Source organism: Advenella sp. RU8, assembly GCF_048381675.1.
Taxonomy (GTDB): Bacteria; Pseudomonadota; Gammaproteobacteria; order Burkholderiales; family Burkholderiaceae_B; genus Advenella.
The window spans coordinates 218,043-244,052 of sequence record NZ_JBLWIS010000004.1 but is presented as its reverse complement, the minus strand read 5'-3'; the positions used below and the strand labels follow the sequence as shown (position 1 = coordinate 244,052).

25 protein-coding genes and 1 tRNA gene are annotated in these 26,010 nt (G+C 50.3%); 12 read left to right on the top strand and 14 right to left on the bottom strand.

Going from position 1 to position 26,010, the window contains the following annotated elements; translation table 11 throughout:
• Nucleotides 1–7 precede the first annotated feature (7 nt).
• The 3 genes from ACM5Q9_RS07630 to ACM5Q9_RS07620 form a co-directional block, all read right to left on the bottom strand.
• Nucleotides 8–343 (bottom strand): helix-turn-helix domain-containing protein, encoded by a 336-nt coding sequence (locus ACM5Q9_RS07630; RefSeq protein ID WP_418144128.1) that lies wholly within the window; start codon nucleotides 341–343, stop codon nucleotides 8–10.
• A 323-nt stretch (nucleotides 344–666) separates the two neighbouring features.
• Nucleotides 667–1,248: a DUF924 family protein gene (locus ACM5Q9_RS07625; RefSeq protein ID WP_418144127.1), complete on the bottom strand. Its 582-nt coding sequence runs from the start codon at nucleotides 1,246–1,248 to the stop codon at nucleotides 667–669.
• A gap of 128 nt (nucleotides 1,249–1,376) precedes the next feature.
• Entirely contained in the window at nucleotides 1,377–2,129 is a 753-nt protein-coding gene (locus ACM5Q9_RS07620) for a carbonic anhydrase family protein (RefSeq protein WP_418144126.1), read from the bottom strand.
• Nucleotides 2,130–2,506: 377 nt separating this feature from the next.
• Between ACM5Q9_RS07620 and ACM5Q9_RS07615 the strand changes: the two genes are divergently transcribed.
• A complete protein-coding gene (locus tag ACM5Q9_RS07615; protein WP_418144125.1) occupies nucleotides 2,507–3,190 on the top strand; it encodes a type 1 glutamine amidotransferase domain-containing protein in 684 nt (227 codons plus the stop codon).
• A 174-nt stretch (nucleotides 3,191–3,364) separates the two neighbouring features.
• Here ACM5Q9_RS07615 and ACM5Q9_RS07610 read toward each other — a convergent pair.
• Nucleotides 3,365–3,440, bottom strand: a tRNA-Thr gene (locus ACM5Q9_RS07610).
• A 122-nt stretch (nucleotides 3,441–3,562) separates the two neighbouring features.
• Between ACM5Q9_RS07610 and ACM5Q9_RS07605 the strand changes: the two genes are divergently transcribed.
• A complete protein-coding gene (locus ACM5Q9_RS07605; RefSeq protein WP_418144124.1) occupies nucleotides 3,563–3,805 on the top strand; it encodes a hypothetical protein in 243 nt (80 codons plus the stop codon).
• A 9-nt stretch (nucleotides 3,806–3,814) separates the two neighbouring features.
• On the opposite strand, the gene ACM5Q9_RS07600 is transcribed toward ACM5Q9_RS07605, so the two are convergent.
• Nucleotides 3,815–4,078 carry a hypothetical protein gene (locus ACM5Q9_RS07600; RefSeq protein WP_418144123.1) on the bottom strand — a complete coding sequence of 88 codons (264 nt, stop codon included), beginning with the start codon at nucleotides 4,076–4,078 and terminating at the stop codon, nucleotides 3,815–3,817.
• A 152-nt stretch (nucleotides 4,079–4,230) separates the two neighbouring features.
• Complete coding sequence (locus tag ACM5Q9_RS07595) at nucleotides 4,231–5,421, bottom strand: acetylornithine transaminase (RefSeq protein WP_418144122.1); 1,191 nt, start codon at nucleotides 5,419–5,421, stop codon at nucleotides 4,231–4,233.
• A gap of 235 nt (nucleotides 5,422–5,656) precedes the next feature.
• Between ACM5Q9_RS07595 and ACM5Q9_RS07590 the strand changes: the two genes are divergently transcribed.
• Nucleotides 5,657–6,121: a DUF494 domain-containing protein gene (locus ACM5Q9_RS07590; RefSeq protein ID WP_418144121.1), complete on the top strand. Its 465-nt coding sequence runs from the start codon at nucleotides 5,657–5,659 to the stop codon at nucleotides 6,119–6,121.
• The gene (gluQRS, locus tag ACM5Q9_RS07585) at nucleotides 6,099–7,010 is read left to right on the top strand and encodes a tRNA glutamyl-Q(34) synthetase GluQRS (protein ID WP_418144170.1); all 912 of its coding nucleotides are present in this window, start codon (nucleotides 6,099–6,101) and stop codon (nucleotides 7,008–7,010) included. The genes ACM5Q9_RS07590 and gluQRS overlap by 23 nt, the downstream gene beginning before the upstream one ends.
• Here the strand turns inward: gluQRS and tcuB are convergent.
• Nucleotides 7,007–8,098 (bottom strand): tricarballylate utilization 4Fe-4S protein TcuB, encoded by a 1,092-nt coding sequence (tcuB, locus tag ACM5Q9_RS07580; protein ID WP_169292975.1) that lies wholly within the window; start codon nucleotides 8,096–8,098, stop codon nucleotides 7,007–7,009. The genes gluQRS and tcuB overlap by 4 nt on opposite strands.
• Nucleotides 8,085–9,479 carry an FAD-dependent tricarballylate dehydrogenase TcuA gene (gene tcuA, locus ACM5Q9_RS07575; protein WP_418144120.1) on the bottom strand — a complete coding sequence of 465 codons (1,395 nt, stop codon included), beginning with the start codon at nucleotides 9,477–9,479 and terminating at the stop codon, nucleotides 8,085–8,087. The genes tcuB and tcuA overlap by 14 nt, the downstream gene beginning before the upstream one ends.
• A 131-nt stretch (nucleotides 9,480–9,610) precedes the next feature.
• Between tcuA and ACM5Q9_RS07570 the strand changes: the two genes are divergently transcribed.
• Nucleotides 9,611–10,318, top strand: a complete 708-nt coding sequence (locus tag ACM5Q9_RS07570) for a GntR family transcriptional regulator (RefSeq protein ID WP_169292973.1) — start codon at nucleotides 9,611–9,613, stop codon at nucleotides 10,316–10,318.
• On the opposite strand, the gene ACM5Q9_RS07565 is transcribed toward ACM5Q9_RS07570, so the two are convergent.
• Together ACM5Q9_RS07565 and ACM5Q9_RS07560 are read right to left on the bottom strand one after the other, a co-directional pair.
• Nucleotides 10,319–11,284 (bottom strand): Bug family tripartite tricarboxylate transporter substrate binding protein, encoded by a 966-nt coding sequence (locus ACM5Q9_RS07565; protein ID WP_169292972.1) that lies wholly within the window; start codon nucleotides 11,282–11,284, stop codon nucleotides 10,319–10,321. It lies immediately after the preceding gene.
• A gap of 182 nt (nucleotides 11,285–11,466) precedes the next feature.
• On the bottom strand, nucleotides 11,467–14,067 hold the full coding sequence (locus tag ACM5Q9_RS07560; RefSeq protein WP_418144119.1) for a GDYXXLXY domain-containing protein: 2,601 nt from the start codon (nucleotides 14,065–14,067) through the stop codon (nucleotides 11,467–11,469).
• Nucleotides 14,068–14,211: 144 nt separating this feature from the next.
• Between ACM5Q9_RS07560 and ACM5Q9_RS07555 the strand changes: the two genes are divergently transcribed.
• The 4 genes from ACM5Q9_RS07555 (at nucleotide 14,212) to ACM5Q9_RS07540 (ending at nucleotide 19,716) form a co-directional block, all read left to right on the top strand.
• Nucleotides 14,212–16,914: a DNA topoisomerase III gene (locus ACM5Q9_RS07555; protein ID WP_418144118.1), complete on the top strand. Its 2,703-nt coding sequence runs from the start codon at nucleotides 14,212–14,214 to the stop codon at nucleotides 16,912–16,914.
• 59 nt (nucleotides 16,915–16,973) lie between these two features.
• A complete protein-coding gene (gene hemN / locus ACM5Q9_RS07550) occupies nucleotides 16,974–18,335 on the top strand; it encodes an oxygen-independent coproporphyrinogen III oxidase (protein ID WP_418144117.1) in 1,362 nt (453 codons plus the stop codon).
• A 3-nt stretch (nucleotides 18,336–18,338) separates the two neighbouring features.
• Nucleotides 18,339–19,160, top strand: coding sequence for a class I SAM-dependent methyltransferase (locus ACM5Q9_RS07545; RefSeq protein ID WP_418144116.1), 822 nt, complete (start codon nucleotides 18,339–18,341; stop codon nucleotides 19,158–19,160).
• Between the two features lie 178 nt (nucleotides 19,161–19,338).
• On the top strand, nucleotides 19,339–19,716 hold the full coding sequence (locus ACM5Q9_RS07540) for a hypothetical protein (protein WP_418144115.1): 378 nt from the start codon (nucleotides 19,339–19,341) through the stop codon (nucleotides 19,714–19,716).
• Nucleotides 19,717–19,770: 54 nt separating this feature from the next.
• Here the strand turns inward: ACM5Q9_RS07540 and ACM5Q9_RS07535 are convergent, their stop codons facing one another.
• The 3 genes from ACM5Q9_RS07535 to ilvB all read right to left on the bottom strand — a co-directional run bounded on the left by ACM5Q9_RS07535 (nucleotide 19,771) and on the right by ilvB (nucleotide 23,449).
• Nucleotides 19,771–20,133, bottom strand: a complete 363-nt coding sequence (locus ACM5Q9_RS07535; protein WP_418144114.1) for a DUF5368 domain-containing protein — start codon at nucleotides 20,131–20,133, stop codon at nucleotides 19,771–19,773.
• 9 nt (nucleotides 20,134–20,142) lie between these two features.
• Nucleotides 20,143–21,507 carry an NAD(P)/FAD-dependent oxidoreductase gene (locus ACM5Q9_RS07530; protein ID WP_418144113.1) on the bottom strand — a complete coding sequence of 455 codons (1,365 nt, stop codon included), beginning with the start codon at nucleotides 21,505–21,507 and terminating at the stop codon, nucleotides 20,143–20,145.
• Nucleotides 21,508–21,694: 187 nt separating this feature from the next.
• Nucleotides 21,695–23,449, bottom strand: coding sequence for a biosynthetic-type acetolactate synthase large subunit (gene ilvB / locus ACM5Q9_RS07525; protein WP_418144112.1), 1,755 nt, complete (start codon nucleotides 23,447–23,449; stop codon nucleotides 21,695–21,697).
• 131 nt (nucleotides 23,450–23,580) lie between these two features.
• Between ilvB and panB the strand changes: the two genes are divergently transcribed.
• Nucleotides 23,581–24,408, top strand: coding sequence for a 3-methyl-2-oxobutanoate hydroxymethyltransferase (gene panB, locus ACM5Q9_RS07520; protein WP_418144111.1), 828 nt, complete (start codon nucleotides 23,581–23,583; stop codon nucleotides 24,406–24,408).
• On the top strand, nucleotides 24,401–24,934 hold the full coding sequence (locus tag ACM5Q9_RS07515; protein ID WP_418144110.1) for an SET domain-containing protein: 534 nt from the start codon (nucleotides 24,401–24,403) through the stop codon (nucleotides 24,932–24,934). Before panB ends, ACM5Q9_RS07515 begins: the two co-directional genes overlap by 8 nt.
• Nucleotides 24,935–25,001: 67 nt before the next feature.
• Here ACM5Q9_RS07515 and ACM5Q9_RS07510 read toward each other — a convergent pair whose 3' ends face one another.
• Nucleotides 25,002–25,496, bottom strand: coding sequence for a nucleoside 2-deoxyribosyltransferase (locus tag ACM5Q9_RS07510; protein WP_418144109.1), 495 nt, complete (start codon nucleotides 25,494–25,496; stop codon nucleotides 25,002–25,004).
• A 169-nt stretch (nucleotides 25,497–25,665) separates the two neighbouring features.
• Between ACM5Q9_RS07510 and ACM5Q9_RS07505 the strand changes: the two genes are divergently transcribed.
• On the top strand, nucleotides 25,666–26,001 hold the full coding sequence (locus ACM5Q9_RS07505; protein ID WP_418144108.1) for a YegP family protein: 336 nt from the start codon (nucleotides 25,666–25,668) through the stop codon (nucleotides 25,999–26,001).
• Nucleotides 26,002–26,010 lie beyond the last annotated feature (9 nt).

Here is a 26,010-nt window from a genome sequence, read left to right as displayed (position 1 = left end):
CCTTTTATCAATCGGGTGGACGGCTTTTCTTGCTTGATTCATGTGCCTCTTCCAGGCAATCAATCACGATAGCCGGACGGTTGGGAAACAGGGCAACCACTTCAAGCTTGCCCCCCAGATTTTCAATATAGTGGCTAATGGTAGAGAGCAACATGTCGTGGCGTTTTTCAAGACGGGAAATGGTGTCTTGCCCAACGCCCATGGTTTCGGACAAGTCGGCCTGAGTTAACTTGGCCATTTTTCGTAACTGTTTGAGCGTGGCCCGCGGCATGATGGAAAGATCGCTTTTAGCGGTGCTTTCAGGCGTATGGGCAATAATTGGGTTATCACGCTTTTTTGACATGAAAATTTTCTCGATATGGATCAGAAGCCATATTATGCATTTAAACTCATATGAATTCAAGTGCATATTTTGATTTAGGAAAAAAGTTTATGTATTGACTTTATTTTGTCGTAATGAACGGAGGGGATTTTTGACCAAAATTTGCCCAGCCAGGCAGAATATGCGACATACCCTGGTCGATAAATATTGCGCAATCACCAGCAGCAAAGCGGCATTGCTCATGGTAGCGCTGTACCTGCTCAGGATATCGGGCTGCTTAAGTCCTTATCTGTCACATTGTTCTATTAAGCGAAGATTGACAGGCGTGTTTTCTGCCGAAAAAATTACTCCGGTGATCCTTGCGCCTGGTTGATAATATCTTCCCAGGTTTGGGTTAAATCCTTATAAAAGGCCTCTTCCACTTCGCTGGTTTCACGCCCCAGGATTTTATTGCGGGTAGGATAACGGCCGAACTTGTCTATCATGCCTTTGTGCTGGATTTCATGCTCCAGCGTCGCGGCATCACCCAATTCTGTAAACAGAACCAAAGCAGTTTCATGAATTATCCGTGATTCCGAATGCATGAAGGGCATGATGACAAATTTTCTTTCCATGGTGGACAAGGCCCGGTATTCTGGAAGCTTGATGGCCTCTTGAGCCAGCACCAGCGCCATGCCATCCTGGCTAAAGGCTCGCGGCGTATCACGCCAGATATTGCGCGAAAATTGGTCCAGTACAATGATTTCAGCCAACCGCCCTTTCATGGTGTCACGCCATTCATGACACTCGCCTCGTGCCGCCGCCTCGCAAACTTCACCAAAGCGTTCACGTATGGTCTGATCGTAGGCTTTATTGCCCTGAAACCACATTTGCGGTGTACTTTCTTCAAACCAGAAATGCAGGATATCTTGAGGAAGGGTTTGCATAAGGGTCTCCATCACATTAGCCTGGCTCTGTTCACTAACGCTGCAATGTCCATTTACTTAAAAAAATGGCCGCTTTTGATGGCGGCCATTACTTTTCAAAACTGCTAAACGTTTGATATAACAATGACTTAATTCAAGAAAGTCACTTCGCCATTTGACAGATTGTACATAGAACCAACAATCTTGATTCTACCTTCTTTTTCGAGCCCATCCAGCACGGGACTTTTTTTGCGAATGTTTTCTATCGTCATCAACACATTCTGCTTGGCAACCGCATCAACGAATTCACGATTGCTACTATTGCGTTCCCCAGTATAGGTAGTTGCAGCAACGGCTGGCGTGATTTGTTCCAGCAAGCCAGTCAAATTACCCAACTGTACACCCCCAATTGCACCTGCAATTGCACCACAGGAAGTATGTCCCATCACCAACACCAGTTTTGCACCAGCCACAGCACAGGCGAATTCCATACTGCCAATCAAGTCTGGCGTGGAAATATTACCTGCAATACGTGCACCAAAAGCATCACCAATGCCTGTATCGAAAATGATCTCACCAGGAGCACGTGAATCGATGCAACTCAGGATAACAGCAGCCGGATATTGGCCTGTTGCGGTCATTCTTTTCTGGGCAAGAAAATCATGTGATTGCATCTTGCCACTGCGAAAACGCTCATTACCTTCGCGCAACATGGCAATGACTTGGTCAGGTGTCATGGCGTCGCGCTGTTCTTGTGTTAGCGAAGCAGCCGATGCGGTAGCCGGAATGACAGACAGCCCTGTCGCCAAGGCAGCACCTGCTCCGGCACTGATCTTGAGCCAGTTACGACGAGCTTGGTTTTGTGGAATGTCAGGCTGACAGCAGTTATGTATGTGTTGCATAGTTTTCTCCGATGAGAATGTTTTGTCTGGATAAGTATGCCGAGCCAACAATTACTTATGCAGACCGGTGGATTACACCACTTCAGGGCAAGCGCCCTAAACCCTTCATCCTTAACCAAGAGCAAATTTAAAGTAAAGGCTACTTAATACCCTCAATTTATAAAGAAATATTAATTGAGAATATTGAACTTAACATTCCCCCACCTGTATCAACAAGTCTCAAAGCGTCAATTTTAGTAAAGCTGACGTTAATCCTGGATACCAAAGATGCTTATCAAAACATGTTACTCAAGCCCCTCGGCTTAAATACAAGACTTACCACCAACAAAAATCACGATCATATACAATCACAGGAACAACTTCGCAACTGGAGAATAATGATGTCGATACTGATCGTCTTAACGTCTAACGATAAAATGGGTAATTCAGGTAAAGCTACCGGGGTGTGGCTTGAGGAATTCCTGGCTCCCTATTATGTTTTTACCGACAAAGGTATTCCCGTAGAGCTGGCCACCCCCAAAGGTGGGGCCGTGCCCATTGATCCGGCTTCGGTTGCCGCCATTGAAGACTCAGCCTTATACAAGCGTTACAAGAATGACAGCCGGGTGCAGCAATTGATGCAAGACACGGTGGTACTGAAAAAAACCTTTGCTACCGGCCACGATGCCATTTTTTATCCCGGTGGCCATGGCCCCTTATGGGATCTTCGGTACGATGAACATTCAATAAAACTCATCCAGGATTTCTGGAATAACGGCAAAATTGTTGCGGCTGTTTGTCATGCCGGCTGTGTCTTGCTAGACGTTAACACCCCAGAAGGTACACCTCTTGTCAAAGGCAAAAAGCTTACCTGCTTTAGTGATGAAGAAGAAAAAGCCGTTGCTTATGAAGAGGTTGTCCCCTATCTGGTTGAAACAGAACTGCGCAATAAAGGTGCACTGCTAAGCAAAGCGGGCAATTGGGAAGAACATGTGGTTATTGATGGCAAGTTAATTACCGGACAGAACCCGGCCTCGTCAGAAAAAGTGGCACTGGCGCTGGTTGACATGCTGAAAAGATAATTGGCCTGACTGGTCAATATCAAAGGTCGACTAAAACAAACACGAAAATCCACCAACCCGTCATGATGGCGGGTTTTTTATTGCGCATGCCCGTTGATGTTGAAAAAAAGGCTACCCAAACCAGAAAAGCAAAAACGCCAACCCGTTAAGGCTGGCGTAAGTGCATGTTTTTATTGGTGCCGAGGAGAGGAATCGAACCTCCGACCTTCTCATTACGAATGAGCTGCTCTACCGACTGAGCTACATCGGCTTGTTATTATTGTTAGTAAGCTTTGCATTCTATCATTTCAATGGCCAATCATGCAAATGAACATAACACCTTAAACAAAAACCGCTAAACTAATACTTTAGCATTTACGTAAACACACAACCATGACCTCACTGCCCAAATTTGCCCCAAATGGCTGGCGCCGTCACAGCAACGGTATTCTTGAACATGTGTCAGGACTCCAGTTTGAACCCGATCAGGCCGGCGGCATGAAACTGGTGCAATCTTCATTGCTGGTTTTCATCGAGAACGTCAAAAACCAAGGCGTGGGCCAGGAACAGGCCGAACGCCTGCTGAAAAAACTTACCATACAGGCAAAAGAGCACTTCATTGGCCTGCTGCATTAAGCCTTAAACCTACTCTTCCAGGCTGTCCAGCAACTCGGCTATTTCATCCTGATAAGTTTCCATCATTTCATCCGGCAACGCCATTTCCCGGCTATGAGCCATAAAGCCTTCAGCACAAACAGTCAGCGAATTGGCAACCGCCTTGCGATCAGTAACGTTCGCCATTAAGGCATAAATAGCATGCTGCAAGGCAGCCTGTTGGGCCATGCATTGGTTCAGGTTGTTTGAAAGCTCAATCACCAGTGCTTTCAACTCATCAATTTCATTGCTCATAAGATGTGACTCCGTTAAGGCAAAAATACGGGTTTACCGATGCAGGGTAAAAAACACTTCATATTCTTGTCAAAAACTGCTTTTTAAAATGAATACGCCCCCGTTTAACAAAACAGGGGCGCTTGCAATCAGGTAAAAATTTGCCTGAGGGCTTATTGGCGAACCTGTGCAATCAACTCATCAAGCCAGCCCAGCATCAGGTCAATTTCTTCCTTGCTAATGTTAAGCGCAGGCATGAAGCGCAGCAAATTGGTGCGTGGCGCATTCAACAACAAGCCTTCAGGGGCACGTTTACGGGCAGCTTCAACAATGGCGTTGCCATCTTCACGATCCAGGATCAGGGCACGTAACAAGCCAAGGCCACGCTCGCCTTTCATGCCCCATTTGGCTGACAGCGCATTCAGGCCATCAGACAGGTATTGGGCACGTTCATTGATGCTTTCCATGAAGCCCGGTGCATTCAGCACATCAAACACGGCTACCCCGGCAGCGGTCATTAGCGGGTTGCCATTGTAGGTACCCCCTTGGTCACCATGCTCAAAGCAGGCCACTTCTTCACGACACAGCAATGCAGACAAGGGTACCCCGCCACCAATGCCCTTGCCGAGGGTCATGATGTCAGGCTCAATGCCATAGTGCTGGTAGGCAAACATGGTGCCACAGCGAGCCATGCCGGTTTGCACTTCGTCGACAATCAGCAAAATGCCTTTTTCACAGGTCAGGGCACGCAGCTCTTGCATGAATTGCAGATCGGCCGGAATCACGCCGCCCTCGCCCTGTACTGGCTCCAGCATAACGGCCACAGTCTGGTCATCAATCAGATCGCGCACGGAATCCAGATAGTTCAGGATGGCTTTTGGAAAGCCATCAACCTGGGGAGCAAATTTCTTGTCCCAGCCGGCCTTGCCGGAAGCGGACATGGTGGCCAGGGTACGGCCATGAAAACTGTGGTCGAAGGTAATGATTTTGTAAGCGCCGTTACGATGAATCTGCCCCCATTTACGAGCCAGCTTGATGGCGCCTTCATTGGCTTCGGCACCGCTATTGGCAAAAAACACGCGATCAAAGCATGAAGCAGAGGTCAGGCGGTTGGCCAGCTCGATGGATGGCTGGTTGTAAAACCCGGGGGAGGGATTGATCAGCACTTTGGCCTGGTGTTCAATGGCCTTGACCACTTCAGGAGGACAATGCCCCAGGCAGTTAACGGCCCAGCCCTGCATAATGTCAAGGTATCGTCGGCCATCCTGATCCTCTAGCCAGGAACCTTCGCCCTTGACAAAGATCAGTTCGGGACGGGAGGTGATTTCCATTAACGACTTTACGTCAGCAGGATTAAATGCCATGACAATTCCTTTCAGAGGCAATGAACTAAACAAAACAGACACAGCATTTTAGACAAAATACCCGTGGCTGTGCGATTAAAAAACAATTCTGTGGGCAAAGTTACACACCCGCATCTTAATGAAACAACTATCGCTTCCCAAAAGTTCATTTGCAATTGTATTTAGCCATTCTTTTTGATATTTTCAGTTATCATGAAGTCTGCCTTTGAATAAACCTTTTTCGGAAGTTACAACTATGTTCGATGTTCTGGTTTATCTCTTTGAAAACTACTATACACCAGATGCTTGCCCGTCTACCGACGTGCTTACCAAGCGTTTAGTGGCCGCTGGCTTCGAACATGAAGACATTAGCGATGCCATTGGCTGGCTGTATGGTCTTGCCGAAACCACCGAACACAGCGGTGAGTTGTCGGACATGTCTGCCACCAGCACACGTGTTTATGCAAAATATGAACAACAGCACCTGGGGCCTGAGGCCATCGGTTTTCTCTGTTTTCTGGAAAACTCGGGTGCCATTACCCCCGCATTGCGTGAAATCGTGATCGACCGCGCCATGGCCACCCCTGACGCTGAGGCTCCGGTATCTCTTGAGCATTTTAAAATCATTACCTTAATGGTGCTCTGGAGCCAGGAAGCCGACGTGGATCACCTGGTCCTGGAAGAGCTGCTCACCGATGATGGAGCCAAACTCCTGCACTAATTACATTGGCCGTTTTGCGCCCAGCCCCAGCGGACCGTTACACGACGGCTCGCTGGTGGCCGCCATGGCCAGCTATCTTGATGCCCGTGCCCGCCACGGCCAGTGGCTGCTGCGCATCGAAGACATTGATACCCCGCGTGTGGTGGCCGGGGCCGATCACACCATCATGCAACAATTGCAGGCCCTTGGCATGCACTGGGACGGCCCGGTCATCTGGCAGTCATCACGCCTGAACCGTTATCAGGAAGTATTCAATCAACTGAAAGAGCGCGGGCTTATCTACGGCTGCGCCTGCACCCGCAAGGAAATTGTCAGTAACGCCATTGAAAACGACAGGCTCGGTCTGCATGGCGAACGCCCTTATGCCGGCACCTGTCGCCATGGTATTGCCGGCAACCGCCCTGCCCGGGCCTGGCGCCTTGTCATGCCCGAAGGCATCGTCCGTTTTGTGGACCGCTGGCAGGGAGAACAAAGCCAGGATGTTGTCAATGAAGTGGGGGACATTATTGTTAAACGTGCCGATGGCCTGTTTGCCTACCAGCTGGTGGTGGTCATTGATGATCATGACCAGGGTGTGACCGACATTGTGCGGGGCAATGACCTGCTAAGCTCAACCGCCCGCCAGCATTGCATTGCCCGCATGCTGGGTTATCCCACTCCCCGCATGATGCATGTTCCCCTGGTTCTGGATGAAAACGGACGCAAACTGTCCAAACAGAACCATGCCACCGCGATTGATATACAAAACCCGCTGGCCAGCCTGGGTAAAGCCTGGCTGGCTCTGGGGTTTGACCCCTTGCCAGCGGGCAACGTAACGCAATTCTGGCAACAGGCCGTGCCGGTGTGGCACCGGCGCTTTGGGCTGCTGCCGGTGCACCCTACGCTTTAATGCAAAGGTTTTTCTTTGGCGTATTTAATCAATGCGCCCAGCCTGTACAAACCATGCACAAACTTGCCAAAAGGCATGGTTATGAACAAAGACAGAATAACGGCCAAATGAATCACCAGCAAAGTCGCCAGTGCCGGTGTTTCCCTGAAAACCATCAGCGCAAGACCGGTAACCGCAGCCAGGAACAATTGTGCAATGAACGCGTAATCCATGCCCATCTGCCTGATATTCACAATGGCCGGGTCAGCTTTGCGTTTGAGCCAAAACTGTCCCGCCGTACCAATTGCCAGGCTAATGCCGCCAATGGTTCCTGTGAGTTTGGGCAAACTGAAAAAATTGTACGGTGCCTGCCAGCCAAACACATAGTGGAAAATCGTACCAGACACGGTTGCGGCAAAACACAGCATGAACCCATAAAAAGTAAAGTGATGGAACCGTCGACGCCACGGAGAAATTTCATCATCCGGGTAAGTACATCCGGTTTTCACATTGCCATGCAAGTATTTCAGGCTGAATGCATCGGCCATCCCCTCTTTGACATTTTTCCACGATAACAGCTCACCCGGCTTTTCACCCGTATCTTTCAGGAAAGCCCGAAAACCCATTATCAGCGCCGTCACTACCCAAAGGGCTGCCAAACCAAACACCGTTACCAATACACCATGCGGGAAAATAGCGTAGAAATCTCCGGCTGGCGCAGAAGAAAGGCCATTTGAAAACAAGGTTGCCACACCTAAAAGAACAATAAGGGCCAACATAAAAAACAGGCTGCTCAATAAACCGCTTTTTTCAAAACCACGCGCAATGCCACGCGGCCAGGCATAACTTTGATAGGTCGTTTGACGCACCGCAGCCAGTTGTACCGGCAAATTCACATTAAATTCATGCGGTGGCGCATACTGGCAGGCGTAGTAACATTCGCTACAGTTATGACATAAATTGGCCAGATAATTTATATCGCCCTTGGTAAAATCCAGCCGTTGCTCCATGGCAGGAAACACGGCACAAAATCCTTCACAATAACGACATGAATTACAAATACCCACAGAATGACGGGCATCTTCAATCAATTTTTCAAGCTGTTGCATGCTTTGCTGCCTCCTTGCCGGCAATCCTGCCAAATACCGTACCAATTGCCATACCAAATCCGGCAACATAACCTTTACTTAAAATATTTCCTGCCATGATTTCTCCGGCAGCAAATACATTTTTCGACACCACGTCATCTTGCAGGACAACCCTGGCCTCACGGGTAACCTTGACCCCCATGTAGGTAAAGGTAATACCCGTCGCCAGTGGATAGGCATAAAACGGACCCTGATCTATTTTGCGGGCCCAATGACTTTTATTCGGCTGCAAGCCCTGTGTATGGCAATCATCAAGCTTATTGTGATCAAAGTTGCCGGCCACTACAGCGGCATTGAACTGTGCAACCGTCTCTTGGACGGTATCCACGGGAAGCCCCAGTTTTTCTGCCAAGGCTGGAATCGTATCAGCCACAATAGATTTGAAAACCGACGGCATGAAGTGACCGATTGCCTTTGAGTCAATAATGCAATAGGCGATCTGATCGGGTTGCCCGGCCACCAGACGTCCCCAGATGGCATAACGTTTGGGCCAGAAGTCCTCGCCCTCATCGTAAAAACGCCTTCCTTCTTTGTTCACCACGATACCCAGGGAGACACAATCGACCCGGGTCACGATGCCACCATCATAGCGTGGGGAACGGGCGTCAATGGCAACCGCATGTCCCTGGGTAGGATCACCAATAATGCAGGCGTTATTACGCATCAGCTCGCGTAGCATGACCCCTTCGTTAAAGCGGGTGCCACGTATGATAAAGTTACGCGCACTGGGGCCCCATGCCTCTTCCAGCCACTCCCGGTTCGATTCAAACCCACCAGAGGCGATCACTACAGAACGTGCATTTATCCTGATTTTTCTGCCCTTGCAGACAGCCTCGACACTTTCACATTCCCCATTGGCAAAGTTCAGGGTTTGGGCTTGCGTTTCATAAAGGATTTGCACTCCCGCTTTTTCGGCAGCCTTGAAATAAGCATTGACCAGGGCTTTACCACCGCCCAGAAAAAATGCATTGGTCCGTCCCAGGTGCAACGTACCACCCAGGGATGGCTGAAAACGCACGCCATGCGCTTTCATCCAGTCTGTACAGGATGCGGTTTCGCGAATGACATAACGTGCCATTTCTTCATTCGTTTCCCCCCCTGTTACCCGAAATACATCCTGAAAATATTCATCTTCGGTATAAGCATCAGTTAAGACATCGGTTGGTGCATTGTGCATACAACGCAAATTGCGGGTATGGCTGCTATTTCCGCCACGCCATTCCCGTGGGGCACTTTCTATCAGAATGACAGACGCCTTTTGCTCACGCGCCGACAACGCGGCACACAGCGCAGCATTACCACCGCCAACCACCAGAACATCACATAATAATGTATCTTTCAAGGCTTCCTCTCTATTAATAATACATTTGTATTCTATTGTACACAATAAATTATTTTTGTTCAAAATAATTTAATTTGACCGGCATTTGGTACAATTGGTTTGTCGCGTTTTAATCTATGGAAGAATTTGTAATGGCTCGTAAAGCAAAACCCGTCTCACAACCGCTCAATCATGACAGTAATGTCCCTGAAGCCAATGATCGGGGCGTCTCTTTGGGAGACCAGGCTTACAACTACATTATTCAATCACTGGAAAACGGCACGATGCCGCCGGGTACACGGCTTCGTGAAGCCGATCTGGCAGCGGAAATCGGCCTGAGTCGAACCCCCATCCGGGAAGCCCTTAACCAGCTGGTTTCCGAAGGCCTTGTTGTTAACGATCCTAAACGCGGCCTGATCATTACCGAACTCGACCAAAATATGGTGGGTGAGCTTTATGAAATGAGGCGTGTGCTGGAAAGCACGGCAGCCGCGCTGGCTGCCCGTCACGCCACAGATGTGGAAATAGCGGTTCTAAAACAAATCATAGAACAGGACAAAACCAGCGATGATCCTGCCTTTCTGGCCAAAAACAATCGGCTGTTTCACCAAACGCTTTATCAATGCGCCCATAACCGCTTCCTGCTGAAAACCCTTCAGGTTCTTCAAAATGCAATGCTATTGCTGGGAAAAAGCACCCTGGCGGAAAGTGGCCGCCCATCCACTTCTTATGAAGAGCATAAGCAACTGATTGAAGCGCTAGAACAACGCAACCCCGATAAAGCCCAGGAAATAGCCAGCCAACACATTAGTGAAGCTTATAAAGTCCGGCTAAGCCGTTTCCTGCTGAACCAGGATTAATCAGTCAACTTGCGCACCTGATGATCTGACCGCATTACCCCAGCTTTCAATTTGGGATTGAATAAACTGGCCAAACTGCTCTGATGTCATTTGCGCGGCTCGTGCACCTTCCTGTGCCAATTTGGATCCAACATCTTCACCCGTCAATGCTTTGGAAGCAGCAGCGTAAAGTTTTTCAATTACAGCGTCTGGTGTGCCGGCAGGCGCCACCAGCCCATGCCAGGAAACCGCATTGAAACCGGGGATAGCTGCTTCAGCAACCGTTGGCAGTTCAGGTAAAGCCTGGGAGCGCTCACTGGATGTGACGGCCAGGCCTTTAATGGAACCCGCCTTGATATGTGGCAATGCGCCGGGAATAGTCGTAAACATGAAATCAATCTGATCACCAATCAAGGCACTGATTGCGGGAGCACCGCCCCGGAACGGCACATGAACCATATCCAGCTCACTGGCATCCTGAAGCATCACGCCCGCCAAATGGCCCGGTGTCCCGCTTCCCGCTGACCCCATATTGGCTTTCCCCGGATTCGACTTGATATAGTCAATCAATTCCCGGGTATCCATCATTTTTTTATGTGCAGGACCCACGACCAGCACATTGGGAACGGTCGCGAATAAGGTAACGGGTGCAAAATCTTTAATGGCATCGTAGCTCAGCTTATTGTAAAGCGTTGGATTAATGCCATGCGTACTGGCTGTTGCCAGCAATAAGGTGTAGCCATCCGGCTTCGCCAGGGCAACAGACTGCGCTGCAATGGCACCATTGCCCCCACCCTTGTTTTCAACCACGATGGACTGTCCCAAATCTTTTGACATGGCGGCCGCCATGGTGCGGGCCAGGATGTCCGACGAGCCGCCTGCGGGATGCGGCACAATGAGCCGTATGGGTTGTTCGGGATAACTTGCCTGTGCGGTCACGGGTAAAACAGCGGCGGCTGCAATTAAACAGGAATGGATAAATTTCATTATTACTTTCTCCTCTAATGGTAATCTATATAACTCCCTTTAATATACTAATGAATACATTTGAATACAAGCATATTTATAAAAAGTTCGCATAAAAAAAACTGCCTGATGAATCATCAGGCAGCTAAATTATGGAAATATCGTATAAGTTACGCTAACTACTCAAACTGAAGAAACCACACCTACAAACGATTCAGATTTTCATCCAGCAAACCACTAAGCAGGGCCTTGCCATCTTTGCGAACCCGGAACTCGCCATATTTGGCCTGTGCAAAATGCGATCCCTGCCCCTCTGGGAAGAAATACTCATGTGAGGCCAGAGATACGGTTCCGAAAGGACCTGTTTTATAACGCATGATGACGGTTTTGCCATCAGCCAGAATCATGCTGGGATAAGTTTGGGAGACACCGGCCAGCGATGCCACCCCTTTGTCATCAATCGACAAAATAGCGAAACCTTGCCGTGGTTTTTGCCTGTTTGCATCTTTATCTTTATTGGCGGATTGTGTCGCCTGTGCTGCCGTGCGCAAATGATTCACCAGTTCAAAATTCAACGACATATAATCACCTTGCATCAGCGAGCGCGGATCAACCGGAGCCAGCGCCAGCACCACACGCTGGCCGGTTCGCAAAATGGCTTCATGGGTCCAGATACCCCAGTTGGCCACCGTTAATACCGACACCATACCCAAAACCGTCATGAGCGGCAGCAAGCCTCGTGCTTTGGCAGCCGCCACAGAAGCGGGCTGGGGCGGGGTCTCAGTCGCCTGGGCAGTTTCCATGTCATGCTCTTCCCGACCCTTGCGCAGCCAATGGCGACAGGTAACGGTTACCGTCAATAAGACCAGTCCGGTACCCAAAAGCAGGAAAGATTTTTGCAGCAGGCTTAACACCATTTGGTAATAAAACATCCAAAGAAAGCCGATCATGGCAATCGCACCGGTACCCCCAAGGACCCAGTCACGGCATTGGTAAGCCAGCAGCACCAGTATCAGGCCATACACCACCCCATTGTCATTACCCCAATACAGGCACAACACAAACACCAGTGCTGCCACCAGCCATGTAAACCACCGGCCTGCACCTTCCTGCTTGCGCATGCCCCAAAACACCAATACGGCAGGCAAGCACTGAAAAACAAGATTACCCCAGTTTCCTGCCTTCAAAGGATTGAGACCGGCCAAAACAGCCCTGAACATGTCAACCGGACCAAACGCTTGCTCAACGCCTGACTGCCCGCTCAATTCCAGGGTATTCAACACCGTCAGCACCAGAGCATTCACGGCAAGCGCCCATGCCAGCGGTCGCAACGCATTATGTTCATACTGATGCGCACCCACAAACATCACCACCGAAGCCAGCGCCAGCCAGGGAACCGCGTGCAAAGACAACGTGAAAAATGCCGCTTCAGCCGCCCCATAACTGTCATCCCCCCCCATAAAGGTATACAGCACCAGCAATATCAGCCCAATCGTCTGCGTGGCAGACAAAAAGCGTACCCACACCTGTCTGAACATAACGTAAACCGCCATACTGACCGCGGCAATGGCACTGGCTTGCAGGCGTAACACAGCCACTTTGTCAGGCCTGAAGAAATCATTATGAATTTCCAGCAACGAGACCGCCATCATGCCAAGGCCGATCAGCGCCAGTGAGCCGGATACCACGCCCTCCTGACCGGGATCTTTACCTGAAAAGCAGATCACGCTGGCGATCACCAGCAGCGAAATACCGCTGCCCAGGAACGATACGTTCATGATAGCCAGAAACAGAACAAACAACAGGGACACCACCATGACCACACACACCATTAACAAGTGAACAGGCCAAAGGCTCTTGTGACCGCGGTCGGGATTATTTTTACGATAAAGACGATTAATGGCAGCGACCCCCATCCCCGCCGTTAACAGTACCAGGCTGGCAATCATGAAGAGAGACCCGTCCAGCATACGCCATAAACCTAAAAAACTGATGGAACGGACCAATACCACGGCAGACAAAAACCCGACCAGGTTGGCCAGCATGAAATAATCCACCCGTTTGCGGCTGTAATACCTGAAACCGGCCGCAAACACCAATACCGGAATGACCCATACCAACAAGCCTGTCAAACCGCTTGTAGCCGTGTCATATATATTGCCATCATCCATGCCCAACAAAGGCCAAAGACAAAAAAAGCCCAGAAAACGCGGCACCAGTCTGAAGCGATCACCCAAACGCGCAATATTGCATTCGGCCAGCACCAGCAAAAGCAGGTTAAACCCAGCATACATCAATGCCTGGTAATAATACTCACGGCTTAGCATGCCCCAAAAGTCTTCCCGATATAACTGCCAGGCCAGGTTCATAACCACACACCACAGCAAGGCAATGGCAGCATTGGGTGCTGCCAGCAAAAAAGGCAGCAGCAGGGCGCCCCAGATGGCAAACAGGGTCCAGGGGTCTGCTCCGGTTTGATAAACCTGGCCAATCAGTGCCAGCAGGGCACCGGTAATGACCGCAGCCAGAAACAGGGCCCCCTGGCTGCCCAGCCCAGCTTTTGCCTGCCCGGTTTTTCGGGTATAACGCCAATAAGCCAAAAAAGCGGTCAGGCAGGCAAGAATAAACAGAAGCTGGATTCCATACAGTTTCTGCAAGCTTGAAAAATAGTCCCAATTTGCCGCAACCCATGTAACGACGCCACTTGAAGCAAACGAAACACCTGCCACGAGAGACAAAAAAACCAGGAATCCCTGCCATTTATTTAAAAATAAATATTTCAAATTGTCATCTTGCACTTGCATGAACTGATTTTCCTCTCGTATTATCCACGCCATACACTTATTAAAACCGGATCGGGTTTCACCATTTTGTTCAAACAGGCAGTATCGTAACGCGATATTTTATAAGATACTCCTAAAGTCCACGGTTTGGATACTCGGAAGCATATGACTAAAACACTGATTATTGCCGAAAAACCATCAGTCGCCCTCGACATTTCAAGGGCCTTGGGAGGATTCTCCCGTGAAGGTGATTATTTTGAAAGCGACGAATACGTCCTTTCCTCCAGCGTGGGCCATTTATTGACGCTGACCAATCCCGACGATGTCGTCCGGGGCAAGTGGTCATTCGCCCATTTACCCGCCATTCCGGCCAAAGAGTTTGATCTTAAACCAGCCGATAAAAAATCAACCGAGCGCCTCAAATTATTGGTAAAACTACTGAAGCGCAAAGATATCACTGCCATTATCAATGCCTGTGACGCAGGCCGTGAAGGTGAATTGATTTTCCGCTACATTGTGCAATATTCAGGGGTTAAAAAACCCATCAAGCGCCTGTGGCTGCAATCCATGACCAAAACCGCCATTGTTGAAGCGTTTAACAACCTGCGCGATGATGAAACCATGAAGCCACTTGAAGCGGCTGCACGTTCCCGTGCCGAAGCTGACTGGCTGATTGGCATTAACGGCACCCGCGCCATGACCGCGTTCAACAGCAAGGAAGGCGGTTTTTTCAAGACCCCGATCGGACGGGTGCAAACCCCCACGCTGGCCATTGTGTGCGAGCGCGAAGAAAAAATCCGCGCCTTCCAGTCACGCGACTACTGGGAAGTGCATGCCACGTTTGTGGCGGCAGCCGGGCTGTATGAAGGCCGCTGGTTTGACCCCAACTTCAAAAAAGACGAACACGACCCCGAGAAAAAAGACAGCCGCCTCTGGTCTTTGGCCAGTGCGCAATCCATCGTGGCGGCCTGTCGTGACAAAACCGGTACGGTAACCGAAGAGTCCAAACCATCCACCCAGATGTCGCCCGCCCTGTTTGATTTGACCTCGTTGCAGCGCGAGGCCAACTCCAAATTCGGCTTTACCGCCAAAACCACTCTGGCCCTGGCACAAACCCTGTACGAACGTCATAAAGCCCTGACCTATCCGCGTACCGACTCTCGTTACCTGCCCGAAGATTATCTGGGTACCGTCCAGCAAACCTTTGACGCCATTTCAGGCAGTGAATCCCACCTGAACCGGGGTCACAAAGCGTTTGCCGGAAAAATTCTGGCCAATGGTTGGGTCAAACCCAACCGTCGTATCTTCGACAACAAAAAGGTATCCGATCACTTTGCGATTATCCCGACCCAACAGGTACCCAAAGAGTTAAGCGAAGCCGAAGCCAAAATTTACGACCTGGTGACCAAACGTTTCATGGCGGTTTTCTTTCCGCCCGCCGAGTACCGCATTACCACCCGGATTACTGAAGTATCGCAATATCGCTTCAAAACCGAGGGCAAGGTACTGGTCAAGCCGGGCTGGCTGGAAATTTACGGCCGGGAAAGCCAGGGTGAGGATGCCAACCTGGTACCGGTAGCCGACAGCGAAGCGGTCCGCACCGAAGATATTGCGCCCAAAGCGCTGCAAACCAAGCCACCCGCACGCTATACCGAAGCCTCCCTGCTTAGCGCCATGGAAGGCGCTGGCAAACTGGTAGACGACGACGAGCTGCGCGAAGCCATGTCTGAACGCGGCCTGGGAACGCCAGCCACGCGGGCAACCATTATCGAGGGCCTGCTGAACGAGCACTACCTGCGCCGCGAAGGCCGTGAGCTGGTGCCTTCAGCCAAGGCACGCCAGCTAATGACGCTCCTGACCGGCCTGAACGTGCAGGAACTGACGTCTCCCGAACTAACGGGCGAATGGGAGCACAAGCTCAAGCAGATGGAGCAGGGTAAGCTTGATCGCGCCGCTTTCATGCGCGATATTGCCCAAACCACCCAGATTATCGTCAAGCGCGCCAAAGAATACGAACAGGCCACCATTCCCGGTGATTATGCCACCCTGCAAACCCCCTGCCCGCAATGCGGTTCGGTGGTCAAGGAAAACTACCGCCGCTACGCCTGCACCCACTGTGATTTTTCCATTACCAAGCACCCGGGCGGACGCACGTTTGAAATTCCCGAAGTGGAAGAGCTGCTCCAGAAAAGAACCCTGGGCCCGCTAAGTGGCTTTATCAGCAAAATGGGCCGGCCATTTTCCGCCATTTTGCGTATTACCGATGAACACAAGCTGGAATTTGATTTTGGCCAGAACAATGAGGAAGATGCCGAGCCGGTGGATTTCACGGACCAGTCCGCAATAGGAAAATGCCCTAAATGCAGTGCTGGTGTTTTTGACAATGGCATGAATTACGTGTGTGAAAAATCCGTGGCACATGAAAAAACCTGTGACTTCAAATCAGGCAAAGTGATTTTGCAACAGGAAATTTCCAATGACCAAATGGCCAAACTGCTGGAAACGGGCAAAACAGATTTACTCGACGGATTTGTGTCAAATCGTACCAACCGTAAATTCAAGGCCTTTTTAACCTTACAGGAAAACGGCAAAATCGGCTTCGAATTTGAGCCTCGCCCAGCCAAGGCGGCGTCAAAAACAGCAACTAAAAAAGCGGCAAAAACAGCAGCTACCGCTGATGACAAGCCGGAAGCCAAAAAAACTGCGGCCAAGAAAGCCACTAAAACAGCCAGCAAGACGGCCACCAAGAGCGCTGCCAAAAAGGCAACAAAAACGGCTGCCAAAAAAGCAGCTGCCAAAACAGCGGTAAAATCAATTACCAAGAAGCTGGCTTCAGATCTTCCGGATGACGACGATCCGGCGTTCTGATCCCGTTCCAGACCAGCCCTGCAGGCATTTTCTGCAGGGCGTAACCGGCATTGAAACGCATGAGCAATTTTATCCAAAAGTACAATATTCCAGGCCCCCGCTATACCAGTTATCCCACCGTCCCCTACTGGAATGAAGCCAGTTTTACAGTAGATTCATACAAACAAAGCCTGATCCGCAGTTTCAATGAATCCAATGCTTCGGAAGGCATCAGCCTATACATTCACCTGCCTTTCTGTGAGAGCCTGTGTACTTTTTGTGCCTGTCATAAGCGCATTACCAAAAAACATGCCGTTGAAGGCCCCTACATTGATGCCGTGATCAAAGAATGGAACATGTACCTTGAACTGCTGGGCAGCAAGCCCCGGATCAGGGAAATCCACTTGGGTGGTGGCACCCCCACTTTTTTCAGCACCGAAAACCTGACCCGTTTGCTACAGGCGATTTTTGATACATCCGACATCGCCCCCGATCACGAATTCAGTTTTGAGGGCCACCCCAACAATACCCGCCGCGAACATCTGGAAACCCTGTATGAGTTAGGCTTCAGGCGGGTCAGCTTTGGGGTCCAGGATTACGACCCGGTGGTGCAAAAAGCCATCCATAGAATCCAGCCCTATGAAAACGTCTTCAATGTCACCGATGCCTCACGCAAGATCGGCTACCAGAGCATCAGCCATGACCTGATTTTTGGCCTGCCCTTCCAGACCTGGAAATCCATGGAAGCCACCATCAAGCGCACCATTTCGCTAAAGCCCGATCGTCTGGCCTTCTATTCCTACGCGCATGTACCCTGGATCAAGGGCGTTGGCCAGCGGGGTTTCGATGAAAATGATTTACCCAGCGGCGAAGAAAAACGCGCCCTGTATGAAAACGGCAAAAAACTGCTGGAAGAACTGGGCTATGTGGAAATTGGCATGGATCACTTTTCCCTGCCCACCGACGAGCTTTACCAGTCCATGCTGAATAAAAAACTGCATCGCAACTTCATGGGCTATACCTCTTCGTCCACCCAGCTGATGATTGGCCTGGGCGTTTCGGCCATTAGCGATTCCTGGTATGCCTTTGCCCAGAACGAAAAAGTGGTTGAAGACTATTATGCCCGTCTGGAAAAAAACGAATTGCCGCTTTACCGTGGCCATATCCTGGACCAGGAAGACCTGATCATCCGCCGGCATATTCTTAACCTGATGTGCCTGCAGGCTACCCGCTGGGACAAGCCCGAACAGCAATTTCCAGAATTACCCCAGGTGATTGAACGCCTGCGCGAAATGGAAACCGACGGCCTGATCAGGATTTTGCCCAACGGTATTGATATTACCGAAGCAGGCCGCACCTTTTCACGCAATATTTGCATGGCCTTTGACCTGCGCATGCTGCGTGACCAGCCCGGCACCCGTATTTTTTCCATGACCGTATAAGCAATGACCCTGATACCCGAAATAAAGCCCCAGCAATCGATTGAATTGCTCAAAGAGCTGCATATCCTTACCCGTGACGGAAAAATCAACCAGGACACGCGTCGCAAGCTTAAACAGGTATATCACCTGTACCAGTTCATCGAACCATTAATGGAAGATGTCCTGAAACAAAAAGACAGCCTCAGCCTGGTTGATCACGGGGCAGGCAAGTCTTACCTGGGTTTCATTTTGTATGACCTGTTCCTGAAAGACAAACCCGGCGCACATGTTTACGGTATTGAAACCCGTACCGAACTGGTTGAAAAATCAGAAGCGCTGGCACAACGCCTGGGCTTTAAAGGCATGTCATTCCTGGCCATGACGGTTGAGGAATCCATGTCTTCAACCCAATTGCCTGAAAAAATTGATATTGTCACGGCCCTGCATGCCTGCAATACCGCCACCGATGACGCTATCCGCTTTGCCCTGAACCGTGATGCCCAATACATTGTACTGGTACCCTGTTGCCAGGCCGAAGTGGCCGCTGCCCTGCGCGCCAACAAGGGTAGCACGCTGGGTAAAACCGCCCTGTCGGAACTGTGGCGCCACCCGATCCAGACTAGGGAGTTTGGCAGTCACCTGACCAACGTCTTGCGTTGCCTGCAGCTGGAAGCCCATGGCTACCAGCTTACCGTGACCGAACTGGTGGGCTGGGAGCACTCGATGAAAAACGAGTTGATCATCGCCAAAAAAACCGGTGGTTTCAAAAAAAGCGCGCGTGAACGTCAATTGCAGATATTGAAAGAATGCCACCTTGAGGCCCTGGCCGAGCGCTTTGCCTATTAAGTCTGCCTCACGGTGAAACCGGGCTGCGCTTATAAAGCGCAACCGGTGGGTAACGTTAATGACACGGCATATTGTGCAGAAAGATTGGCAAGCTATATCATTGGGTTTTAATTTGGATCAAATGACTTTTTTGCTAACCGTTTAGAATTACAGCTTGTCTGCAAACAAAATACACCCAATGAATCAAATCCGGCAACCCTTGCAAGAGTATTTAGTTCAAATTCTAAACGCCGCCAAACGACTTCACGACCACACAGGCGATATCAGTGAAATCAACTTTCTGTCCAATACCCCGGTACAGGATTTAAGCCGTCACGAACTGGGCTGTATCAGCCAGTCTTGCCGTGAGCTTAGCCGTTTTTACCAGCCCTATATACAGGCTAACCCGCAAATTCCCTTCGAAACAATGGCCCAGTTTGAACAATTACTGGCAGGACAAGAAACCATTGAACCCATGGATCTTTGGGAAATCATTAAGGTAGACATCCCCCGTTTTAACCAGCAGGTTGCGCAAGCACATACCGTTTTAATACGAAAAACCCCCAAAAAAGCCTGAAATGATATCCAGCTTTTTGGGGGCAGGTTCAAATTCATGAACGGGGGATTTTTATTAATCCGCCCTTTCTTTAGATGGCGGACTAATTAACGCTTGTGCGGTATAAACCAAAACCGCAAAGCCCACCGCACCAAAAAAACCAATCGCCAGAAGCATGATGATATCGACCGGACCACCTATATCCGCCAGGCGCGAATCGGTAGAGGCAAACACAAACCAAATCGCCAGTATGGCTCCAATAGGCATGGACACTTGTGCCCATAAAAATTTATGCATGGAGATACTGCGATCACGTATCAGTACATACACATAGGCCACTGTAATTACAATGACTGCGGCAACCAGGACCCAAAACAAAACAGGACCAAACATTTGTTCAAAAACCGCAATAAGGGTTTCAACGGTTAACTCTTGCATGACGACTCCTTAAGCTTTACCTTGCAGCATGGCGTTATATGTGGGTTTCAAAGCCCAAACCTTCATTAGCCAGCTTAGCCAAAGCTCTTCAAGCGGCGCAATCAGTCCGGGGAAAGAAGGGAGTAAATTATTGTGGTAGTCAAACTCTACCAACATGGCCTGCCCCACGCGGGTAATTAGCGGACATGAAGTGTAGCCATCGTAAAACAAGGTTCCTTCACGCTCCTGAATGGCGGCGATCAAGTGATCGGCAACCACCGGCGTTTGCCATTTAACCGAAGCAGCAGTTTTACCCTTGGGAATACCGGCCACATCACCCAAAGCAAAAATATTGGGGAAACGTAAATGACGCAATGTACGGGGATCACATTCTACCCACCCCTGGTCTACCCAGCGATTGGCCCAGCTTAGGCCTGATTCACGAATCACGGCAGGGGCACGCTGCGGTTGAATGACATGCAAATAATCGTAAGGCATTTCAACGGTAGATGCCACGGCTTCACCCGTGGTTTTGTTGACTTCGCTAGTGGCAAAGGTGGCAATTTTACGTCCTGGATCAATTGCTTTTAAGGTATGTTGCAAATGGGCTTGAATGCCGCGCTGGCCATACAGCATGCGAACTTTTTCCGCCACAATGGGCACGGAAAACAACACTGGCTGCGGGCAGGCGTAGTGCATTTCATAGCCTTGGGATTTTGGTCCGCGGCTGGCACGGTCATCAATTAAAAAAGTATGCTTTAAGGGTGCCCCGGCACATTTCATTTCCGTGGCAGGACGCGTGGAAATGGCCACACCACCTTTTTCAATAAACTGGGAAGCCGCCTGCCAGGTGCGTGCTGCATATTCTGGCCCCGCATACAAACCGCCAATGCCGTGCTGTCCAATCAAATCCAGCGAAAAACCTTCAATGGCTTCGTTATCAAGCACCAACCCGGGCGCCACAACCAAAAAGTCATAACGCAGGCTCTTGCCGCTTGTGGTACTTACCGTATTACTTTCCGGATCAATCGCCGCTGCGGCCTCGGGGATAAAATCGATGCCTGCGCTAACCCAGTCGGCTGTTTTGCTGACCACGTAAGAAGCGGGTTTCAAACCGGCCCCAACCAAGGACAAACCCGGTTGATAATAATGATCTGCCCGCGGGTCTATCAGTGTAATGCGCCCACCCTGGAGCTGTTTGACCAGGCGGTTTGCCAAAGCCAGACCACCCGCCCCAGCACCAATAATGACAATATGCGCTTTAGTATTCACTACAGCGGTTTTTGCCTGAACCGGGCCTGAAATAGTAAGACCTAATCCACCCGTAGCCGCGCTTGCCAAGCCAAATGTCAATAATTCGCGGCGCGATAATGTAAATTTATCCGTTTTTTTCATATATCCCTGCCCATATGATGGTTTTCAAAATATTTATGACTTTATGTATATTATTTTAGTATTAATAATTTATTAAATATTATTAAATTTTGTATTACATTAAAAACCCGTCAAAAGAGTGACCAATACCGGAAGTAACAGCTGCTTTGGTTTTCATATAACCTCCCAACAGTTGAAAAGGTATTCATCACTCCTCCACATACCAGTTGTCTTCGGACAGCATTACCTGCTGGTGACCGTAACCGGCTGGCATCATGGGAAAGCAGTTTTCCTGCGCCTGAACCCGTACATCCAGGAAATAGGCGCCTTCGGAATCCAGGCAGGCCTGCAGGGCTTCTTCCAGTTCATTAGGGTCAGACACCGTGGCCGCTTCCCAGCCAAAGGCCCTGGCCAGTACCACAAAGTCGGGCATGGAATCGTTGTAGCTGTGACTATAGCGCCCGTCATGAATCAGTTCCTGCCATTGGCGCACCATGCCCATGTGCTGGTTATTGCACAAAATCACCTTGACCGGTGTACGGTGCTGGGTGGCCGTGGCCAGTTCCTGGATATTCATCAAGACCGAAGCATCGCCACTGATGCACACCACCAGCGAATCGGGATTGCCAATTTGCGCACCAATCGCGGCAGGCACCCCGTAACCCATGGTACCGGCGCCTCCCGACGTCAACCAGCGGTTAGGCTGGTTGAATTTCAGGTATTGGGCCGACCACATTTGGTGCTGGCCCACATCGGTACTCACGATGGCATCACGGTTTTCAATCAGGGCATTGACGCTACTTAGCAAATGTTGCGGCAAAATATGGGTTTCGGACGGGGTAAAGCCCAGGCAGTCTTTTTCACGCCACTTGCCAATACGTGCCCACCAGTCATCCAGTTGGTCATTGTCACGGTCCAGTGCCTTGATTTCAGTAAACAGTGCTTTAAGCAAAGGATAACAGTCACCTACCAGCGCCACATCGGCACGCACCACCTTGTCAATCGAAGCCGGGTCGATATCGAGGTGAATCTTGGTTGCATGCGGGCAGAAGTCGGACAAGCGACCGGTAATCCGGTCGTCAAAACGGGCACCCACGCAAACAATCAAGTCCGCATGATGCATGGCCAGGTTGGCCTCAAGCGTACCGTGCATGCCCAGCATGCCCAGGAACTGCTTGTCGGTGCCGGGGAAAGCGCCTAATCCCATCAGGGTCAGCGTGCAGGGAGCACCCAGATAATTGACCATATTGCTAAACACTTCACAGGCATCAGGGCCGGAATTGACCAGGCCACCCCCACCATAGAATACCGGCCGCCGTGCATTCACGATTAACGCCGCTGCCCGCTTGGTGGCCGCCTGCAACACGGAGGGCGCTACCTGCGAAACCGCGCTGACCGGTACCTCTCCATTCAGGTCGGCACTGGTTTCAAGTGCCGCAGCCATCTGGATATCCTTGGGGAAGTCAATCAGTACCGGACCGGGACGTCCGGACGCCGTCAGGTTGTAGGCTTTGGCTACCAGGCCTGCCACGTCTTCAACACGCTTGATTTGCGCATTCCATTTGGTGACTGGACGAGAAATGCCTACCGCATCGCATTCCTGGAAAGCATCGGTGCCAATGGCACTGGTGGCCACCTGGCCGCTGATGCACAGCACCGGAATGGAGTCACACATGGCATCAAGCAGGCCCGAGGTAGTGTTGGCCATGCCTGGCCCCGACGTGACCAGCACCACACCGGTTCGACCGGTAGAACGGGCATAGCCTTCGGCCGCGTGCATGGCGGCCTGTTCATGGCGAACCAGGACGTGACGGATACGCGGTTCGGCGTAAAGGGCATCATAAAGCGGCAGTACGGCACCGCCCGGATAGCCAAAAATGGTATCAACGCCATTGGCAATCAGCGTTTCCAGAAGAACCTGTGCACCATTCATGGTGGCATTCTGTGTGGGTAAGGAAGTCATGATGATTTATAAACAGATTAATGATTCTTCGATAATATCAATATTTTCTTCTTTCCTGTCTGAACTCACTCTCAATACACGTTAAACTATCCGCATTCTTCCTGCTGTTTTTACCTTCAAGGAATCCTGAAATGAGTGTTCACGCTGACATCAAACGCATCACAGTTCCTCAGCTGATGGCCTACAAGGGCCAAAAAAAAATTGTATCCCTAACCTCTTATATTGCACCCTTTGCCCGTATTATTGATGAATACGTAGACATGATCCTGATTGGCGACTCAACCGCCATGGTGGGCTACAACATGGATGACACGCTGTCCATTACGGTGGACCAGCTTGCTGCCCACGCTAAGGCCGTGGTCAGTTCCACACAACGGGCCTGCATCGTGGTGGACATGCCGTTTGGCAGTTACCAGGAATCCCCCGAACAGGCGTTTCGCAATGCCGCCAAAATGCTGTCGACCAGTGGCGCCGATGCCGTGAAATTTGAAGGCGGTGAATACCTGGCCGAAACCACCCGTTTCCTGGTAGACCGTGGCATCCCCGTGCTGGCCCATATCGGCCTGATGCCCCAGTACGTCAACACCATGGGCGGTTTCAAGGCACAAGGTTTAAGCGAAGAAGCCGCCAAACGCATCTTCAATGACGCCATCGCCCAGGAACAGGCGGGTGCATGGGGCGTGGTGATTGAAGGCACGGCCGAACCGCTGGCCCGCCGCATTACCCAAAGCGTAAAAATTCCAACCATTGGTATTGGCGCTTCTCCCGCGTGCGATGGCCAGGTACTGGTTGCTGAAGACATCTTTAACTTAAGCGGCTCACGCATACCGAAATTTGCCCAGCAATTTTCAGACGTGCAGGCAACTATCCGCCAAGGCGTAGAAGCCTATGCCAACCAGGTTCGCGATGGCTCTTTTCCCACCCTGAACCACTGCTTTGGTGTGCCCAAAAATGGCTAAAAAGGAAAAAAAGGTCAACGGAGCCCCCTGGCATGAAGTACGCAGTTCAACGCTGCATGGCAACGGGGTGTTTGCGCTGCGGGATATTCCCGCAGGAACCAAAATCATCGAATACACCGGCAAGCGCATTACGCCTGAACAGGCCGACGCCATGTTTCCGGTCAACCCCGACGATCCGTTCCATACCTTTTTCTTTTCCTTAAGCTCGGGCAAAATCATTGATGGCGGCAACAAGGGCAATGACGCCCGCTGGATCAATCACAGCTGCGACCCGAATTGCGAAACCCAGGAAGGCAAGCATGGCAAACGGGTTTATGTATTTGCCAAACGGAATATCCAGGCAGGCGAAGAGCTGTTTTACGATTATGGCCTGGTCATTGACGACAAACTGACGGCAAAACTGAAGAAACAATACCAATGCCTGTGCGGTGCAAAAAACTGCCGTGGCACCATGCTAGCCCTGCCGGAAAAGAAAAAATCTGCCAAAAGAACGGCAGCAAAAAAGACAGAAGCTGAACCGGCATAAGGCCAGTAGCTACCTGCGCCGGAAGCTGTAGCCTTAGAGCAGGCTCCCGGGCCAATCCGGCGCATAATCACGCCAACTCAACCGCCATTTTTTCAAGGCAATGCCAAGCCTCACCCACCACTACCCGGGCACTGCAGGCAATCATGAGGTTCAGGTTCAAGCCAAAATCCTCAACCGTGAAACCCTGCAAATCAATTTCACGTCCCTGTTCCTGCCCAACCGATACCTGCTCCACCAACGACCGGCCGTCATTGGTGTACACCCAGACCGGCTTGCCCAAGGCAATCCCGAACCCCACTTCAAAGATCGTGCCCGAATCAGGTTCCTGGCCACGAAAAGCATTCAAATTAGCCATGATGGCATCGGCCTGGCGTATCAGCCCGATATTGGCCTGGTAAATCCAGTGGGCCAGGGCGGGTTTATCGAGCCCGGCCGGCGCACTGTTATCCAGCGGATACAAGCCGGCAAAACCAAATGACGCACATAAGTCTTTCAGTGTTTGGCCATGCTCAACGGCATCGTGCCTGAATACATCAGGACCGGCCAGATAAATCTTTTTCATTCAAACCACCTTTTCCAACTGCCAGAAAAACCATCATCTCCGTCTAAAAGCCAAATCTTTAAAAAATACATTCTTAAAAGATTTCTTTTTCTTCTGAAGATCATTATGATAGCGTGTATATGATTTTTCTGTTGCAACACTGATTTGTCCCTTTTCCAAGGAGTCCAACATGTCTGCCTCTTTCGAGCTAAAAAAATCAAGCAATGGCCAGTTTCATTTTTCATTGAAAGCTGAAAATGGCTCCACCATCCTGAGCAGCGAACAATATACCACCCTTGCTGCCGCCAAAAACGGTCTGGCTTCAGTGCAAAAAAACAGTACGGAGGACGGCCATTATGTTTCAGAAACATCCTCAAACGGCAAATTTTTCTTTAACCTTAAGGCCAGTAATGGCCAGATCATTGGCACCAGCCCCATGTTTGCCGATGAAGCCACGCGCCACTATGCAATTGCCGAGTGTAAAACCGCAGCAACTGCAAAAGTGATTGACAATACCAACACCTGACAAGCCTTA

What these genes read in the sequence shown, in the direction of transcription:
- ACM5Q9_RS07620 (WP_418144126.1), bottom strand. Translation starts at nt 2,129, where the DNA reads ATGCAACACATACATAACTGCTGTCAGCCTGACATTCCACAAAACCAA.
- ACM5Q9_RS07510 (WP_418144109.1), bottom strand. Translation starts at nt 25,496, where the DNA reads ATGAAAAAGATTTATCTGGCCGGTCCTGATGTATTCAGGCACGATGCC.
- ACM5Q9_RS07530 (WP_418144113.1), bottom strand. Translation starts at nt 21,507, where the DNA reads ATGAAAAAAACGGATAAATTTACATTATCGCGCCGCGAATTATTGACA.
- ACM5Q9_RS07505 (WP_418144108.1), top strand. Translation starts at nt 25,666, where the DNA reads ATGTCTGCCTCTTTCGAGCTAAAAAAATCAAGCAATGGCCAGTTTCAT.
- ACM5Q9_RS07535 (WP_418144114.1), bottom strand. Translation starts at nt 20,133, where the DNA reads ATGCAAGAGTTAACCGTTGAAACCCTTATTGCGGTTTTTGAACAAATG.
- ACM5Q9_RS07555 (WP_418144118.1), top strand. Translation starts at nt 14,212, where the DNA reads ATGACTAAAACACTGATTATTGCCGAAAAACCATCAGTCGCCCTCGAC.
- ACM5Q9_RS07515 (WP_418144110.1), top strand. Translation starts at nt 24,401, where the DNA reads ATGGCTAAAAAGGAAAAAAAGGTCAACGGAGCCCCCTGGCATGAAGTA.
- ACM5Q9_RS07545 (WP_418144116.1), top strand. Translation starts at nt 18,339, where the DNA reads ATGACCCTGATACCCGAAATAAAGCCCCAGCAATCGATTGAATTGCTC.
- ACM5Q9_RS07625 (WP_418144127.1), bottom strand. Translation starts at nt 1,248, where the DNA reads ATGCAAACCCTTCCTCAAGATATCCTGCATTTCTGGTTTGAAGAAAGT.
- ACM5Q9_RS07600 (WP_418144123.1), bottom strand. Translation starts at nt 4,078, where the DNA reads ATGAGCAATGAAATTGATGAGTTGAAAGCACTGGTGATTGAGCTTTCA.
- ACM5Q9_RS07595 (WP_418144122.1), bottom strand. Translation starts at nt 5,421, where the DNA reads ATGGCATTTAATCCTGCTGACGTAAAGTCGTTAATGGAAATCACCTCC.
- ACM5Q9_RS07565 (WP_169292972.1), bottom strand. Translation starts at nt 11,284, where the DNA reads ATGAAATTTATCCATTCCTGTTTAATTGCAGCCGCCGCTGTTTTACCC.
- ACM5Q9_RS07590 (WP_418144121.1), top strand. Translation starts at nt 5,657, where the DNA reads ATGTTCGATGTTCTGGTTTATCTCTTTGAAAACTACTATACACCAGAT.
- ACM5Q9_RS07540 (WP_418144115.1), top strand. Translation starts at nt 19,339, where the DNA reads ATGAATCAAATCCGGCAACCCTTGCAAGAGTATTTAGTTCAAATTCTA.
- ACM5Q9_RS07605 (WP_418144124.1), top strand. Translation starts at nt 3,563, where the DNA reads ATGACCTCACTGCCCAAATTTGCCCCAAATGGCTGGCGCCGTCACAGC.
- ACM5Q9_RS07570 (WP_169292973.1), top strand. Translation starts at nt 9,611, where the DNA reads ATGGCTCGTAAAGCAAAACCCGTCTCACAACCGCTCAATCATGACAGT.
- ACM5Q9_RS07615 (WP_418144125.1), top strand. Translation starts at nt 2,507, where the DNA reads ATGATGTCGATACTGATCGTCTTAACGTCTAACGATAAAATGGGTAAT.
- panB (WP_418144111.1), top strand. Translation starts at nt 23,581, where the DNA reads ATGAGTGTTCACGCTGACATCAAACGCATCACAGTTCCTCAGCTGATG.
- ACM5Q9_RS07560 (WP_418144119.1), bottom strand. Translation starts at nt 14,067, where the DNA reads ATGCAAGTGCAAGATGACAATTTGAAATATTTATTTTTAAATAAATGG.
- ACM5Q9_RS07630 (WP_418144128.1), bottom strand. Translation starts at nt 343, where the DNA reads ATGTCAAAAAAGCGTGATAACCCAATTATTGCCCATACGCCTGAAAGC.
- ilvB (WP_418144112.1), bottom strand. Translation starts at nt 23,449, where the DNA reads ATGACTTCCTTACCCACACAGAATGCCACCATGAATGGTGCACAGGTT.
- gluQRS (WP_418144170.1), top strand. Translation starts at nt 6,099, where the DNA reads ATGGAGCCAAACTCCTGCACTAATTACATTGGCCGTTTTGCGCCCAGC.
- hemN (WP_418144117.1), top strand. Translation starts at nt 16,974, where the DNA reads ATGAGCAATTTTATCCAAAAGTACAATATTCCAGGCCCCCGCTATACC.
- tcuB (WP_169292975.1), bottom strand. Translation starts at nt 8,098, where the DNA reads ATGCAACAGCTTGAAAAATTGATTGAAGATGCCCGTCATTCTGTGGGT.